Origin of the sequence: Streptomyces sp. SID10853 (assembly GCF_010548145.1) — a bacterium.
Taxonomy (GTDB): Bacteria; Actinomycetota; Actinomycetes; order Streptomycetales; family Streptomycetaceae; genus Streptomyces.
In genome coordinates, this window is record NZ_JAAGLN010000189.1 from 1 (window position 1) to 13,843 (window position 13,843).

Sequence of the window (13,843 nt, forward strand, 5' to 3'; positions counted from 1 at the left end):
CCGGCAGCCAGGAGCGCGGCTGCACCGGGCGCGGCCGCCTGCCGCCCGCGCCGTGCCCGCCCGCGATCTGGTCGAAGATCCCGGCGCCGATGGCGACGGCCCGCATCCCGTCGGCCAGCGCGTGGTGCAGCTTGACCAGGACCGCGAAGGGGTCGCCCGCGCGCCCGGTGAGTACGTACATCTCCCAGGGCGGGCGCCCGCGTTCCAGCGGCCGCTCCATCAGCTCGCCCGCGAGCCGGTTGGCCCCGGCGGCGAAGTCACCGTCCGGCAGGACGGCATGCCGTACGTGGCGGCGTACGTCGAAGTGTCTGTCCTCGGACCAGGCGGCGCCGCCGAGCGGCAGCAGCACGGGGCGCACGCACATCCGCAGCCGGGGGATCGCGGCGGCGCGCTCCGCCAGCAGGTCCATGACCTCCCCAGGATCCGGGGAGGGAGCGGCACCGGGCCCGAACACCGCGAGGGCCCCCAGATGCATGGGGTGCTCGGCGGATTCGAGGTGCCAGAACGCGAGGTCAAGCGGGGCCAGCAGCTCGGAGCTCAACAGATCCTCGATGTCGTCGGGAGCCGGTGCCGATTCCCGTGCTGCGATGCCGTCGGCAGACACCCGGGTACAGCAGTCGGACTCCGTGGTCAGTTACGGTCAAGTGTGATCTCGATACTGACAGTTACCAACGAGTATCCATCAGACCGACGTCCTGTCCGGTACCGCGAATTCACCCCAGACGCACTTGCCGCCGCCCCGTGACTCGACCCCCCACCGGTCCGTGAGCCGCTCCACCAGCATCAGCCCCCGCCCGGATACCTCCGTCTCCGCCGCGTCCCGCACGCGCGGCAGCGCGCTCGACGAGTCGTCGACCTCGACGCGCAGTCTGCGGTGCGGCCGCGAGAGCACCCTGAGGGTGATCACCGCCCCGCCCTCCGTGTGCATCAGGGCGTTGGTCATCAGCTCGTCGGCGGCCAGCTCGATGTCGTCGGCGCGCTCCGCCGCACCCCAGGCCCTGACCGCCGCCCTGACCATGTGGCGCGCGGCGGTGAGCGCTTCGGGGTCGGACTGCGCCACGCGCTGCTGGAGCCTGCCGCCGCTCTGCGGGGCCTCCAGCCCGTGTCTGCGCAGCAGGAGCAGCGCGACGTCGTCGGTGCCGCCCCAGTCGTCGACCACCTCGCACAGCTGGTCCGCGAGGAGCTGGAGGTCCCGGGGGCCCGCCTTGACCAGATTGGTCAGCCGTCGCATCCCGTCCCCCAGGTCGGCGCCAGGCTCCTCCACCAGTCCGTCCGTGAAGAGCAGGAGGGTGTGGCCGGGGTCGAGCTCCAGGGTGGCGACCGGGTAGTCGAGCCGGCCGAACTCGGCCGAGAGCCCCAGCGGCAGCCCTCCGTCCACCGGCACCCGGCGGCAGGTCCCGTCGGGCGCCCGCAGCAGCGGGTCGACGTGTCCGGCGCGGACCAGCTGGACGACCCCGGTGGCCAGGTCCACCTCGGCGTACAGACAGGTAGCGAAGCGGTCGGTGTCCAGCTGGTGCAGGAAGTCGGAGGCCCGCGCGATCACGGTCGCCGGGCTGTGCCCCTCGGCCGCGTACGCCCGCAGCACGATGCGCAGCTGTCCCATCACGGCGGCCGCGTGGGTGTCGTGCCCCTGTACGTCACCGATGACCATGCCGAATCTGCCGCTGGGCAGCGGGATCACGTCGTACCAGTCGCCGCCGATGTCACGGCTCGTCCCGGCGGAGCGGTAGCGGACCGCGACCTGTCCGCCGGTGACCTCGGGTATCCGGCGCGGCAGCATGGCCTGCTGGAGCCCCTGGGCGAGGTCGTGCTCCTGCTCGTAGAGCATCGCGCGCTGGAGGCTCTGGCCGATGGAGCTGCCGAGCGCGATCAGCAGGTCCCGTTCTTCCGCGCTGAAGCCGACCTTGTCGCGGTAGAGCAGCCCGATCGCGCCGATCGGCCTGGCCTGCGCGATCAGCGGCAGATAGGCGGCGGAGGTGATGCCGAGGCTCTTGATGTGGGGCCAGAGCCGGGGGTACGAGACGGCGAAGTCGTGCGCGGACTCGATGAAGCGGGGCGCGAAGGTGCGGATCACCTCACCCATCGGGAACTGCTCGTCCACCCGGGTGTAGCGGGTGCCGGGCACGAAGCTTCCCTCGGGCCCGTCCGCGACCAGCCGGATCCGGCCGCCCTCGACGAGCCCCATGACCACGCTGGTGGCGCCGAGATATTCGAGTCCCCGGGAGTCGTTGAGCACATCGGTGACGTCCTGGACGGTCCTGGCGTGGGCCAGGGCCGCTGTCGTGCCGGCCACGACGCTGGTTCTCCGGCGGCCTTCGTCGTCCATGGCGACGCGGACCGAGGCGTCCGCGAGTTCCTGGGCCGCGTGCCGGACGATGCCGATGATCCGGTGCGGGCGGCCGGAGACATCGCGCCGGACGACGCCCTGCGTATGGGTCCACCGCAGAGCGCCGTCGCGGCGGCGGATCCGGAAGTACGCGCCATAGAAGGTGGCGCCGCTCTTGAGCGCCTGGGAGACCATGGCGTCCAGCCGGCCCGACTCGTCGGGCGGCACCCGGCGGGAGAGCGTCTCGGGACGGCCGTCGTACTCGTCGGCGTAGAGGTCGAACACGTCGAGGGCGGCCTGATCGAGGTGCATCAGCCCGGTGTCGAGATCCCAGTCGAAGCTGCCCATGCGGTTGAGGGCAAGGCTCAGATCCGGGTGGGCGGGCCAGTCCGACGGTAGCGACAGGGCGCCCTGTGCCCGTTCAACCATGCGCTCACTCTGTCATGGTTTGTCCAATTCTTCGAGAGGTCTCACCTTCCATTGCCGAACACTTGTTTGATTCCCACCGAGGGGCGGGGACCAGGTCCGGGCCCCCGGACCTGGCGCGGCGGCTACCCGCTCTGCTCGATCCGGAAGACCCAGGCGTACTCACCGGCGGAGCGCGCCCCCGCGGGTACGTCGATCACGAGACTGTCCCCCTTGGTGCGCCAGGTGAGCGGCCTGCGGTAACCGAGCATGGTGACCCTGTCCCCGCTGCGGACCGGCACCGGCGCCCCGACGGTGAGCGTGGCACCCGGCCGGACCAGCGAGTGGATGTAGAACGCCTTGCCCGGCCGGACCGTGAAGCGCAGATCGTCACCGAGCTGCGGCATCCGCGCCCAGTAGGTGCTGCCGTGGATGGCCTCGCCGTTGACCTCCAGCCACTTCCCGGTCTGCCGCAGCCTGGTCTGCATGATCTCCGGGATGGTGCCGTCCGCGCGCGGCCCGATGTCGAGCAGGAAGTTGCCGTTCTTGCTCGATGTGTCGACGATCGTGTGGACGATGTCCTCCGCCGACATATACATGCTGTCGGGGGTGGCCCGGTTGTAGCCGTAGCTGTACGGATCGAGCCCCCGGCTGGCCTCCCACTTGTCGGTGACGATCTGGTCGTAGGTGGTGTACTCGGGGGTCGTGAAGTCGTGCGGTCCGATGCCGGAGCGGTTGTTGACCGCGACCCCGATCGGCCGGGCCCGGTCCTTGGCGTTGTTGTAGTACTCGGCCATCACCCGGTGACTGTCGTTCGGCCCGCCGATGTCGCACCAGAGCAGCTCGGTGTCGTAGTTGTGGATGAGCTCCAGCATCTGCGGCGCCTGGTAGTCCTTGATGTAGTCCTTGCCCGCGGTGTAGCCGGTGTACGGGACGGGCTCCAAGGTGTACGGGTTGCGCGGCGGGTAGAGGTCCCCGCTCCAGGGGTTGTCCGGGTTGAACCACTCGGGCATCGAGAAGTACAGCCCCCTGTGCAGCTCCGGCGCGTACCGGCGGGAGGCGTCGAACAGCTCCTTGACCAGGTCGCGCCTGGGGCCCATCTGCACGGCGTTGCGGTCGGAGACCTTGGTGTCCCACAGCGCGAAGCCCTCGTGGTGCTTGGAGGTGAGGACGTGGTACTTCGCGCCTGCGTCCCGGAACAGCTCGACCCAGGAGCGCGGATCGAACTTCTCCGCCGTGAACCGCGGGATGAAGTCGTCGTAGTTGAAGTTCTCGCCGTAGACGTCGCGGTGGTGCGCGTACGTGGGGTTGCCGGGGTCCTGCATCTGGTTCCAGTACCACTCGGCGTACCGCTTGCCGACCGGCGCCCAGGCGGGCACGGAGTAGACACCCCAGTGGATGAAGATCCCGAACTTGGCGTCCTGGAACCAGTACGGCGCCCGGTGGGTGGAGAGCGAGGCGTCGGTGGCCTCGAACTCCGGTACGCCGAGGGTGAGCCTGCTCGCCGCCGCGGCCGCGTCGGACCCTCGGCCGTGTGCCACGACCCGGCCGTCGCGCGCGGTGCCGGGCTTCACCCCTGGCTTGCTGCGGATCCCGATCCGCACCCTCGCCTGGTCACCTGGCGCGAGTCGCGGCACGCGCGCGGGAACGACCGTACGGGCGCCCTGGACGTCGACGGAGAGCGTGAGCGCATCGGAACCGAGCACCGCGACCGTGCCCGCGTTCACGACGGTGGCCTCGACGCTCTGGGCACCCGAGTCGAGCAGGGCGGTGGTGGAGTGGGCGTCCCGCACCGTCAGCGCCCGGCCATCGGCCGCGGGCTGGAGCGAGAGGGCGAAGACATGCAGTGCCGCCTTGTCCGCCTCGGCGGGACCGGTCTTCGGCAGGGTGATCCCCACCAGCTCCCGGGTGGCGTCCACCGCGAGTTCGGAGAGCCCGATGGCGACCTGGTGCTGGTCCTTCTCGCCTGACGGTGTGTAGCGGTAGGGGGCGGAGAGCGGGCCGCTGCCGGTGTACCAGTCGGGTCCGCCGAGGCCGGCGGTGGCGGTGGAGCCGTCCGCGTAGTGCAGGGTCGCCTGCCCGGATGCCTCCCCGTAGCTGCACGCGACGAGGAACGACCCCGAGAGATACCGCCCCCTGGGCAGGTCCAGCTGTTGCCCGAGGGCGACGATGTTGTTCTTGGCCCCGGCGGTCGCGGCCGGGAAATCGAACGCGATGCCGTTCAACTGGACGGTACCGGAGGGCAGTTCCTCACCGGGGAAGGTGTAGCCGGAGCCGTCGAAGTCGCCGCCGCGGGCGTCCGCCGTATCGATGCCGTCGTTGTCGTACCACTGGTCGAGCGGTACGGGGACCGCGGCCGGGACCGCACCCCAGCCGCCCTTCGTCCGTGCGGCCGGGGCCGCCGCTGCCGCACCGGGAGGCCGGGCCCCCGGGGTGCCGGTGTCCGCGTCGGCCGTGGCCGGGGCGAGCAGGGCGGCGCCGACTGCCGCCCCCGCCGTCATTCCGAGTACATGGCGTCTTGGAAGTTCGGTCATGAGGTCCGATGATTGGAGCATGACGAGTGCCTGTCAATACACCCGGCAGCACAGAAAGCCGCCCAGAGGAATAACCCGGGAAATAACCTCCCACCAGACATCGGATGCCTGGCTCGCTTTCCATCGCGAAACACCCGCCCGGCACCACGCGAACGGCCCGCTCCGGGTGCGGAGCGGGCCGTCGGGCGTGCGTGCAGCGGTCGGTCAGTCGATCCCCTGCAGGATGTGCGGCTCGGCGAGGTCGTCCTCGTAGCCGGCCAGCCGGATCGGGGCCGACCTGGCCCAGACGTCGAGATTGAGGAGCTTCTCGGGCCGGACAGTCCCGGTACGTTCTGCCGGGCGCTGCTCGCGCTTCGTGATGGTCTCTGATGTCACCGCGCACTCCTTTGTGTCGCGTAACCGCATGGACAGGGGCAGTTCGGACGCGGTGGCGCCGGTTTCCTGGCGGGACCGCGGCCGTGGTGCGTGCCTGTCCCAGGACGGGACGAGAGATTTGGTGGAACCCCATCGACTGTCCGTCCGCATCAGAGTAACCAAATGAGCGGGGTTCCGCTCGATAGGGAGGACAGTCGGATGGCCAAGTTTTCTTTGCCTTCCGTTCAGAGGGACTTCCATCCGGCCATCATCGGCTCGAATCAGCCCGGCGGCACCCCGGGAAGGAGGCCGCCGGGAAGAGCCGGCGCCCCTACCAGTTCGCGGGGGCGTAGTCCTTGAGGAAGACGCTGTGCAGGTCTTCGCCCGCCTCGCCGCGCACGATGGGGTCGTAGACCCGGGCCGCGCCGTCGATCAGGTCAAGCGGCGCGTGAAATCCCTCGTCGGCGAGGCGCATCTTGTCGGGGTGCGGGCGCTCGTCGGTGATCCAGCCGGTGTCCACCGCGGTCATCAGAATGCCGTCGGACTCGAACATCTCCTGGCCGCTGGTGCGGGTCAGCATGTTCAGCGCGGCCTTGGCCATGTTGGTGTGCGGGTGGCCGGCGCCCTTGTAGCCGCGGCTGAAGACGCCCTCCATCGCGGACACGTTCACCACATAGGTCCGGCCGGCCGCCGCTGCCGCCATCGCCGGGCGCAGCCGGCTGATCAGGATGAACGGCGCCGTGGAGTTGCAGAGCTGGACTTCGAGCAGCTCGACCGCGTCGACCTCATCGACGGTCTGGATCCAGCTGTTGGTGTCGTGCAGATCGGGCACGAGTCCGCCCGCGTCGATCGCGGTGCCCGCCTCGATCCGCGCGGGCGAGGCGGAGCCGGTGACCAGCGCGAGCCCGGCCACGTCCTGGGCGCTCAGGCCACCGGGCCGCGCACTGGGCAGCGAGACCTGCGCCCCGCTGCCGAAGGCGCCGATGACCTGCGACGAGGGCAGCTCGCCCGCGGGCAGGGGCGCGGTCTCGGCTGCGATCAGTTCGCTGTACGCCTGCGGGGAGCGGCGCACCGTCTGCGCGGCGTTGTTGATCAGGATGTCGAGCGGGCCGGCGGCGGCGACCGAGTCGGCGAGGGCGACGACCTGGGCGGGGTCGCGCAGATCGATACCGACGACCTTCAGGCGGTGGATCCACTCGTCACTGTCGGGCATCGCCTTGAAGCGGCGGACCGCGTCCTTCGGGAAGCGGGTGGTGATGGTGGTGTGGGCGCCGTCGCGCAGCAGCCGCAGCGCGATGTACATACCGATCTTGGCCCGGCCGCCGGTGAGCAGGGCCCGCCGGCCGGTGAGGTCGGTACGGGCGTCGCGGCGCGCACGGTTCTCCGCCGCGCAGTCGCGGCAGAGCTGGTGGTAGAAGACGTCGACCTCGACATACCGGGTCTTGCAGATGTAGCAGGACCGCGGGCGCTGGAGTATCCCCGCGATGTCGCCCTGGGCGCGGGAGGAGGGCAGCACACCCTGCGTCTCGTCGTCGATGCGCTCGGCGGAGCCGGTCGCGGTGGCTTCCGTGACGGCCTTGTCGTGGGCGGTCTTGGCGGCGCGGCGCTCCTGGCGGCGGCGCTGCTTCACGGTGCGGTAGACCCCGGCGGTGGCGCGGCGCACCGCGACGGCGTCCGGGTGGTCGACCTCGATCTTCTCCAGCTCGTCGAGCACGCTGAGGCAGAGAGCCAGCCGCTCCGGGTCGATGCCGGGACCGAATGCCTGGCTGTCCTCTGTCACCGTCATCGTCGTTCCTCTGTGTTCCCCAGCCCGAGGTCAGCAGAGCCCCAGGTCAGCAGTCGGCCATCGACCAACTGACGAAGATATACGCAGCAGGGCGGGAAGCCAAAACTGGCGACCCTACACCCTGCAGGCCCCGCCGGCGGCCCGCCTGCCCCCGCCGCCCGGCCGCGGCCGGAATCCCGCCTCACACGTTCGGCCCAACACCGCGTGTTCGCCCGCTCGTTGGGCACTTTGCGGCGTAATGTCCCACTCGCGCCAATGAGTGTCATTGCGCTTCAAGAAACAGGAGAACCCCTTGTCCACAACCGCTGTCCTCCGTACCGTCCGCGGCCGGAACGTCATCGCGGGCGCAGGCGCGCTGACCACCGCCCTGACCCTCGGAGCCACCCTCATGGCAGCCGCCCCGGCCCAGGCCGCCCCGCCGCGCCCCTATGGCACGGTCACCTCCCCCACCGGCCTGATCCAGCGCATGTACCCCAGCACGGACTCGTCCGTGCGGGGCTCGCTGCCGAACCACAAGCAGGTGGGCCTGCGGTGCAAGGTGCGCGCCCAGAACATCGACGGCAACACCGTCTGGTACCTGCTCCGTGACTCCAACACCTGGATCTCGGCGCGCTACGTGGACAACACGGGCTACGTGAACTACTGCAAGGACGTCCAGCGGAGCAGCCGCGAGATGCTCAACTCGGTGCCGAAGGGCGCCAAGGGCTGATCAGCCCCTTCCGCGGAGCGCGTCCGGGATGTCCGGCACCCCGGCGCGCTCAGCGCCCCGGGGTGAAGTAACCGGTGGGGCTGGTACCGAGTGCACGGCGGAACATCGCGGTGAAGGCGCTCGGTGTCGCATAACCCAGAGCGCCGGACACCGATGTGACCGCCACTCCCCTGGCGAGAAGCGTGACCGCGTGAATGAGCCTGGCCTGCTGAACCCAGCGGGCCAGGCTCATTCCCGTCGCGGCCGGGAATCTGCGCTGCAGCGTGCGCGGGCTCAGATGCGCGAAGGCCGCGGCCTCCTGCGTACGCCACGGGGCGCCGGGGTCCCGTACGACGGCCGCGCACAGCGGCTCCAGAGCCGCATCCGCCGGGGCGGGCAGATGCAGGGCCGGGACCGGGTGCGGGGTCAGCTGGAGCAGCAGCAGCTCCATGACCTTGCCGTCGCGGCTCTCCGGTTCGTACTCGACGGGCAGCCGCGCCGCCTCCTCGATCAGTTCGCGCAGCAGCGGTGACACCGAGACGACGGTCGGCTCCTGGGGCAGGTGAGGCTGGGGCTCGACGTACAGGGTGCGCATCGCGACCGCGCCCGCGCAGCTCATCTCATGGGTCAGACCGGCCGGCACCCAGACGCCGCGGGTGGCCGGGACCACCCAGGCCCCATGGGGGGTGACCACGGTGATGGCACCGCTCGTGCCGTAGATCAGCTGGGCGCGCCGGTGGTGGTGCGGCGGGATGTGGTGGCCGTCGGGCAGGTCCCTGGCCATCGCGGCCAGCGGCCGGGGAACGGACTGGTAGTCGTCGCGCTGCTCGCTCTTCCCGTACATTGGCGCATTCTCGATAGACATTGGCGTACGGGAGAAAGTATGCCAGCGGGTGCCCGCCCTAACGTCGGCCTATGTGATCGAATCCAACGTTTCCGCAGGCCAGGACGGTGTGAGCGGGGCCGGGGCCGGGCGGCTCACTCTGCTGCTCACCGCCACCAGCGCCGTCACGGCCGCCAATGTGTATCTCAGCCAGCCGCTCATGGGCGCGGCGGCGGCCTCGCTCCGGGCCGGGCCCGACGCGCTCGCCGCCGTTCCCACCGCCACCCAGCTCGGCTATGCGGCGGGCATCCTGCTGCTGGTGCCGGCCGGTGACAGCCACGACCGGCGGCGGCTGATCCTCGGGCTCGGTACGGCGTCGGCCGTCGCGCTCGCCGGGTGCGCGCTGGCGCCTTCGCTGGGCTGGCTCGTCGTCGCGGGCTTCGCGGTCGGTCTGCTGTCGCCGGTCCCGCAGCTGGTCACTCCGCTGGCCGTGGCCCTGGCGGGTGGCGGCGGGGCCGGGCCGGGCGCGGGGCGGATCGTGGGCACCGTGCAGGGCGGTCTGCTGGTGGGGGTGCTGGCGTCCCGCGCCTATGCGGGCTCGCTGGCCGAACTGGCGGGCTGGAGGGCCGTGTTCGGCTGCTCCTGCCTGCTGACCCTGGCGCTGGTGCTCGTACTGCGCGGGGCCCTGCCGTACGTCCCGCCCGCCGCAGGCGCCGCCTCGTACCGCGCCACTCTCTCCTCGCTGCCGCGGCTCTTCCTGGCCCACCCGCTGGTCCGCCGGATCACTGTGTCGGGGGCGCTGGTCGGGATCGCGTTCGGCGCCTTCTGGACCACGCTGACCTTCCTGCTGGAGCAGCATTACCACGTCGGCCCGACCGGCGTCGGGCTGTTCGGCCTTGTCGCGGCGGCCAGCGCGCTGCTCTCGCCGTACGCGGGGCGGCTGGCCGACCGGATCGGCCGGCGCGGTGCGCTGGCGGCGCTGATCGGCCTGGTCATCGCGGGGTGGCTGATCCTGCTGCCGGGAGGCACCGGATTCTGGTGGCTGGTGGCCGGGGTGATCGTGCTCGATGTGGGGGTCTGGGGCGGTCAGGCCGTCAGCCAGACCGTGCTGTTCACGCTGGAGCCGCGCATCCACAGCCGCCTCAACACCCTCTACTTCACCTTCCGTTTCCTCGGGATCGCGCTGGGGTCGCTGGTGGGTTCGCTGGCCTGGGCGGCCGGCGGCTGGCCCGCGGTGGCGGGCACCGGAGCGGTCGCGGCCGTGGCCGGACTGGTCGTGGGGGTGCTGCCCGCACGCGACGTCGACCGCCCGCCCCCGGGCGCTTGAGTCCAGCGGCGGGGGCCGGCGGCCCTGCTCAGAGCCTCAACGGGTCAGCGGACGGCGGGCGGGGCCGCGGAGGCGTCCGTGCCCCAGTCGGACGGCTTGGCGCCGACGTCGAAGGAGAGGGTGCGGCCCGAGCGGATCTCGTCGGTGGTGAGATACGTCTTCGCGTGGGCCGTGCCGTCCACGGCCGCCGACTGGATGTACCGGTCGGTGTCCGAGGCTCCCGGCGCCTTCACCGTGAAGCCGCCGTGCGGGTAGTAGCGGCGGTCGAGCTTCAGATCGACGCGCTGGAAGGCGGGCGTCGACAGACCCCAGGTGTCGGTGCCGGGCTGGACCGGGAAGACGCCGATGGACGACAGGACGTTCCAGGCGGACATCGTGCCCAGGTCGTCGTTGCCCGTCATACCGGTCGGGGTGTCCGTGAAGAGCGTCAGCGCGGCATGCACCACATCGGTGGTCTTCCACGGCTGGCCGGTGGAGAGATAGGTGTACGGGGCGATCAGGTCGGGCTCGTTCTGCGGGTTGTACTTGTCCGCGTTGTAGTAGTCGTACGGGCCGTTGACCCACACATCGGTGGCCGTCTTCGCCGGGTCGGCGAGGAGCTGGTCGTAGGCGAAGAAGGAGTCGAGGCGCTTGTTGGCCGCGTCCTTGCCGCCGATCAGGTCCACCATGCCGGACAGGTCCTGCGGGACCATCCACTGGTACTGCCAGGCCGTGCCCTCGTGGAAGCCCTCGCCCTGCGCCGGGTCGGCGGGGCCGGTGAAGTTCCCGTTCTCGTCGCGGGCGCGGAAGAAGCCGGTCGAGGGGTCGAAGATGTTGCGGTAGCTCTGGGCTCGGTCCGCGTAGCGCTTGGCGTCCGCCGTGTGCCCGAGGTCGCCGGCCATCTGGCCGAGCATCGCGTCGGAGAGCGCGTACTCCAGGGTGGCCGAAGCCCCGTGGTCGAAGTCCGAGTCTCCGGGCTTCACATGGGCGCGGTCCTTGATGTACGGCGCGAAACCGTCCTTCAGATACTGGACGTTGGCCTCACGCCCGACCGCCGGCGAGTCGGCGGGCGGGGTGCCGTCGGCGTTCTTCTTGAGTGCGCGGTACGCCTGCTCCTCGTACCCCTTGAGCAGCCCCTGCCGGTAGGCGTTGGTGAGGAAGGGGGTGACCGGGTCGCCCGTCATGATGTTCGTCTCGACCGTGCCGTAGCCCCACTTGGGCAGCCAGCCGCTCTGCTCGTCGATCTTCAGTACGGAGATCGCCATGTTCCGTTCCTCGCGCGGGGCGAGGAGCGAGAGGAGCTGGGTCTGGGTGCGGTAGGTGTCCCAGAGCGACCAGTTCTGGTAGTAGTCGAACCCCTTGGCGCGGTGGATCTTCTGGTCCCAGCCGGTGTAGCGGCCGTCGGTGTCGCTGCCGATGTTGGGCGCGAGGAACGACCGGTAGAGCGAGGAGTAGAAGGTCCGGCGCTGGGTGTCGCTGCCGCCCTGCGCCTGGACGTCGTCCAGCCGGTCCTCCCAGCTCGACTGCGCGGCGCGGTGGACCCGGTCGAAGCTCTTGCCGCCCTCGGCGCGCAGATTGCGGGCCGCGCCCGTCGCGTCGACGTAGCTGATGGCCGTGGTGGCCTCGACCGTACGGTCCCTGGACGTGTCGAAGCGCACCCAGGCGCCGTTGCCGCCGGTCCCGGTGGACTTCCGGGAGCCCTGGGTGACGGTGCCGTCCTTCCAGGTGCCCGATGTGGTGAAGGGGCGGTCGAAGTGCGTGACGGTGTAGAGGGTGTACGGCTTGGTGTCCTGGCAGAAGCCGCTGCCCGTGATGGCGGTCCGGATGGTGCGGGAGTCGAGGACCTCGACCGATGTGGAGACCGTCTTGTGCAGTGACTGGCCCGCGTTCAGCAGGATGTTGGCCTTGTCGGTGGCGGGGAAGGTGTACCGCTGCACCCCGGTGCGCTTGGTCGCGGTGAGTTCGGCGGTGATGCCGGAGTCGAGGCCGACCTTGTAGTAGCCGGGGCTCGCCTTCTCGGTGTCGTGGCTGAACTTCGCGGCGTACTTGGCGTAGTCGGTCTCCGTGACGTCACCGGTGGTCGGCAGGGTCGGCAGATCCCCGCCGAGGCCGCAGCCCACCCCCGAGATATGCACGCTGGAGAAGCCGCGGATCTCGTTCTGGGCGTGGTCGTAGCCGGTGTTGTGCCCGGTGTCCGGCGAGAGCTGCACCATTCCGAAGGGCACCGCGGCGCCCGGGTAGGTGTTGCCCTCGTTCTCGGTGCCGATGAACGGGTTGACCAGATCGGTCAGTTGACCGCCGTGCACGGCGCCCGCGGCTTGGGCCGTCGGCACGGCGAGCACCCCGCCGATGAGCGCGGCGGCGGCCACGGCCGTCCCTGCGCCGCGCAGCCGTTGTGTCCAGTACATGGGTGGGAACCTCCACGGGTAAGGGGCGAACCTGGGTGTACGTGGCTGTCGGGGCCGGGAGCGTGCGGGTCGGGAGAAGCTGGGCCGAGGTGAGGCCGGCTTCAGGAAAGGCTGTTCAGGAGAGGCTGAGCGAGACGAGGGTGGCGTCGCCGCGCCGCCACCCGGGGACGGCGAGCGCGACATAGCGGGCCGAGCCGTCCACGGTCAGTGTGCTCTCGCGGCCGTGCCGGGAGAGTTCACCCGCCGGCCGGTAGCCGGTCCCGTCGGTGCTCAGCTCCGCGTGCGCGGCCGTGGTACGGCCGCCGGTCCACCGGGCCCGCACCGCGCTCACCCGCCGCACGGAACCGAGGTCGACGACCATCCGGCCGCCGGGGCCCGGCGTCCATGAGGTGTGGCTCTGCCCGTCGACCGCGGCGGCCGGGTCCGACATTCCCGCGGGGAGCGGGGCCGTCGGGAAGGTGGGCCTGCCCAGTGCGGCATCGGTGAGCGGATAGCGGACGGCCCCGGGGACCCTGACCTCGTACGGGCGTCCCGGCCGCAGTGTCACGCGGGCGCTGCGGCCGTCCTGACCGGTGACGGTGTACCGGCCGGACGGACCGGTGAGCCGTACCGTGCCCGCGTCGCTCACCTCGGCCCGCAGCCCGGCGGGGACCCGTGCGCCCGAGGACGTACGCAGCGTGAGGCGCGCGGGTGCCAGCAGAGCGGCCGCCGCGCCGAGTTCGGCCACATACGCGGTGCCCGCTCCTGTGACGCGCTGGTCGCCGGGATAGAGGCGTACCGAACGGGTGTCCTGCGGGAGCGTGACCGTGGTGGTGACCGGCTGTGCGGTGAGGTTGAAGAGGCTCAGCCAGCCCTCCGCGTCGCTGACCAGGACGTCAGGGCGGCCGGATGCGGGGGCGGTCCTGGCGGCGGCCGCGCGGGTGCGGTCGGCGCCGGCCGACGGGTATCCCTCCACGAGCAGCGGCTGGGCGGGGCCGTCGCAGAGGACGACCGTGTCGCCGTACACCGCGAGCGGACTGCGCGCCCCGCGTACGACGAGCCCGGCCCGCCCGTCCACACAGAGCCAGCCGCCACCGCTGGTGAGGTCGGGGTGCGGATAGCGGGCCAGGTCGGTCCAGTGCTGCCCGTCGGCCGACCCCTGCACGGTGTAGGCGCGGCCGGCCGCCGCCTCCCAGCGCAGGGTGACGCGGTTGAAGACGCGGCGGACGCCGAG

Annotated in this window: 10 protein-coding genes; 2 read left to right on the forward strand and 8 right to left on the reverse strand. The window is 71.1% G+C overall.

Annotation, left to right across the window (positions count from 1 at the left end):
* From G3I19_RS27265 to G3I19_RS27280, 5 genes are all read right to left on the reverse strand, one after another.
* Positions 1 to 541: wax ester/triacylglycerol synthase domain-containing protein (locus tag G3I19_RS27265; RefSeq protein WP_275402785.1), on the reverse strand; the 541-nt coding region annotated here is incomplete at its 3' end.
* A gap of 141 nt (positions 542 to 682) precedes the next feature.
* On the reverse strand, positions 683 to 2,755 hold the full coding sequence (locus tag G3I19_RS27270) for a SpoIIE family protein phosphatase (protein WP_164266370.1): 2,073 nt from the start codon (positions 2,753 to 2,755) through the stop codon (positions 683 to 685).
* Positions 2,756 to 2,877: 122 nt separating this feature from the next.
* Positions 2,878 to 5,265 carry an alpha-L-fucosidase gene (locus G3I19_RS27275; protein ID WP_164266371.1) on the reverse strand — a complete coding sequence of 796 codons (2,388 nt, stop codon included), beginning with the start codon at positions 5,263 to 5,265 and terminating at the stop codon, positions 2,878 to 2,880.
* A 204-nt stretch (positions 5,266 to 5,469) separates the two neighbouring features.
* Positions 5,470 to 5,640: a hypothetical protein gene (locus tag G3I19_RS37015; protein ID WP_266850733.1), complete on the reverse strand. Its 171-nt coding sequence runs from the start codon at positions 5,638 to 5,640 to the stop codon at positions 5,470 to 5,472.
* Positions 5,641 to 5,950: 310 nt separating this feature from the next.
* Complete coding sequence (locus G3I19_RS27280; RefSeq protein WP_164266372.1) at positions 5,951 to 7,405, reverse strand: SDR family NAD(P)-dependent oxidoreductase; 1,455 nt, start codon at positions 7,403 to 7,405, stop codon at positions 5,951 to 5,953.
* Between the two features lie 292 nt (positions 7,406 to 7,697).
* Between G3I19_RS27280 and G3I19_RS27285 the strand changes: the two genes are divergently transcribed.
* Entirely contained in the window at positions 7,698 to 8,114 is a 417-nt protein-coding gene (locus G3I19_RS27285) for an SH3 domain-containing protein (protein ID WP_164266373.1), read from the forward strand.
* Positions 8,115 to 8,163: 49 nt separating this feature from the next.
* Here G3I19_RS27285 and G3I19_RS27290 read toward each other — a convergent pair whose 3' ends face one another.
* A complete protein-coding gene (locus tag G3I19_RS27290; protein ID WP_164266374.1) occupies positions 8,164 to 8,937 on the reverse strand; it encodes a helix-turn-helix transcriptional regulator in 774 nt (257 codons plus the stop codon).
* Positions 8,938 to 9,010: 73 nt separating this feature from the next.
* On the opposite strand from G3I19_RS27290, the gene G3I19_RS27295 reads away from it, so the two are divergent.
* Complete coding sequence (locus tag G3I19_RS27295; protein WP_343235222.1) at positions 9,011 to 10,243, forward strand: MFS transporter; 1,233 nt, start codon at positions 9,011 to 9,013, stop codon at positions 10,241 to 10,243.
* Positions 10,244 to 10,287: 44 nt separating this feature from the next.
* On the opposite strand, the gene G3I19_RS27300 is transcribed toward G3I19_RS27295, so the two are convergent.
* A complete protein-coding gene (locus tag G3I19_RS27300) occupies positions 10,288 to 12,630 on the reverse strand; it encodes a GH92 family glycosyl hydrolase (protein WP_164266375.1) in 2,343 nt (780 codons plus the stop codon).
* A 115-nt stretch (positions 12,631 to 12,745) separates the two neighbouring features.
* Positions 12,746 to 13,843 (reverse strand): discoidin domain-containing protein (locus tag G3I19_RS27305; protein ID WP_164266376.1); only part of this gene is annotated, 1,098 nt, incomplete at its 5' end.

Bases quoted from the DNA above. Each gene is read 5' to 3' on its own strand.
- G3I19_RS27270 (WP_164266370.1), bottom strand. From the start codon at position 2,755: ATGGTTGAACGGGCACAGGGCGCCCTGTCGCTACCGTCGGACTGGCCC.
- G3I19_RS27275 (WP_164266371.1), bottom strand. From the start codon at position 5,265: ATGACCGAACTTCCAAGACGCCATGTACTCGGAATGACGGCGGGGGCG.
- G3I19_RS27280 (WP_164266372.1), bottom strand. From the start codon at position 7,405: ATGACGGTGACAGAGGACAGCCAGGCATTCGGTCCCGGCATCGACCCG.
- G3I19_RS27290 (WP_164266374.1), bottom strand. From the start codon at position 8,937: ATGTACGGGAAGAGCGAGCAGCGCGACGACTACCAGTCCGTTCCCCGG.
- G3I19_RS27300 (WP_164266375.1), bottom strand. From the start codon at position 12,630: ATGTACTGGACACAACGGCTGCGCGGCGCAGGGACGGCCGTGGCCGCC.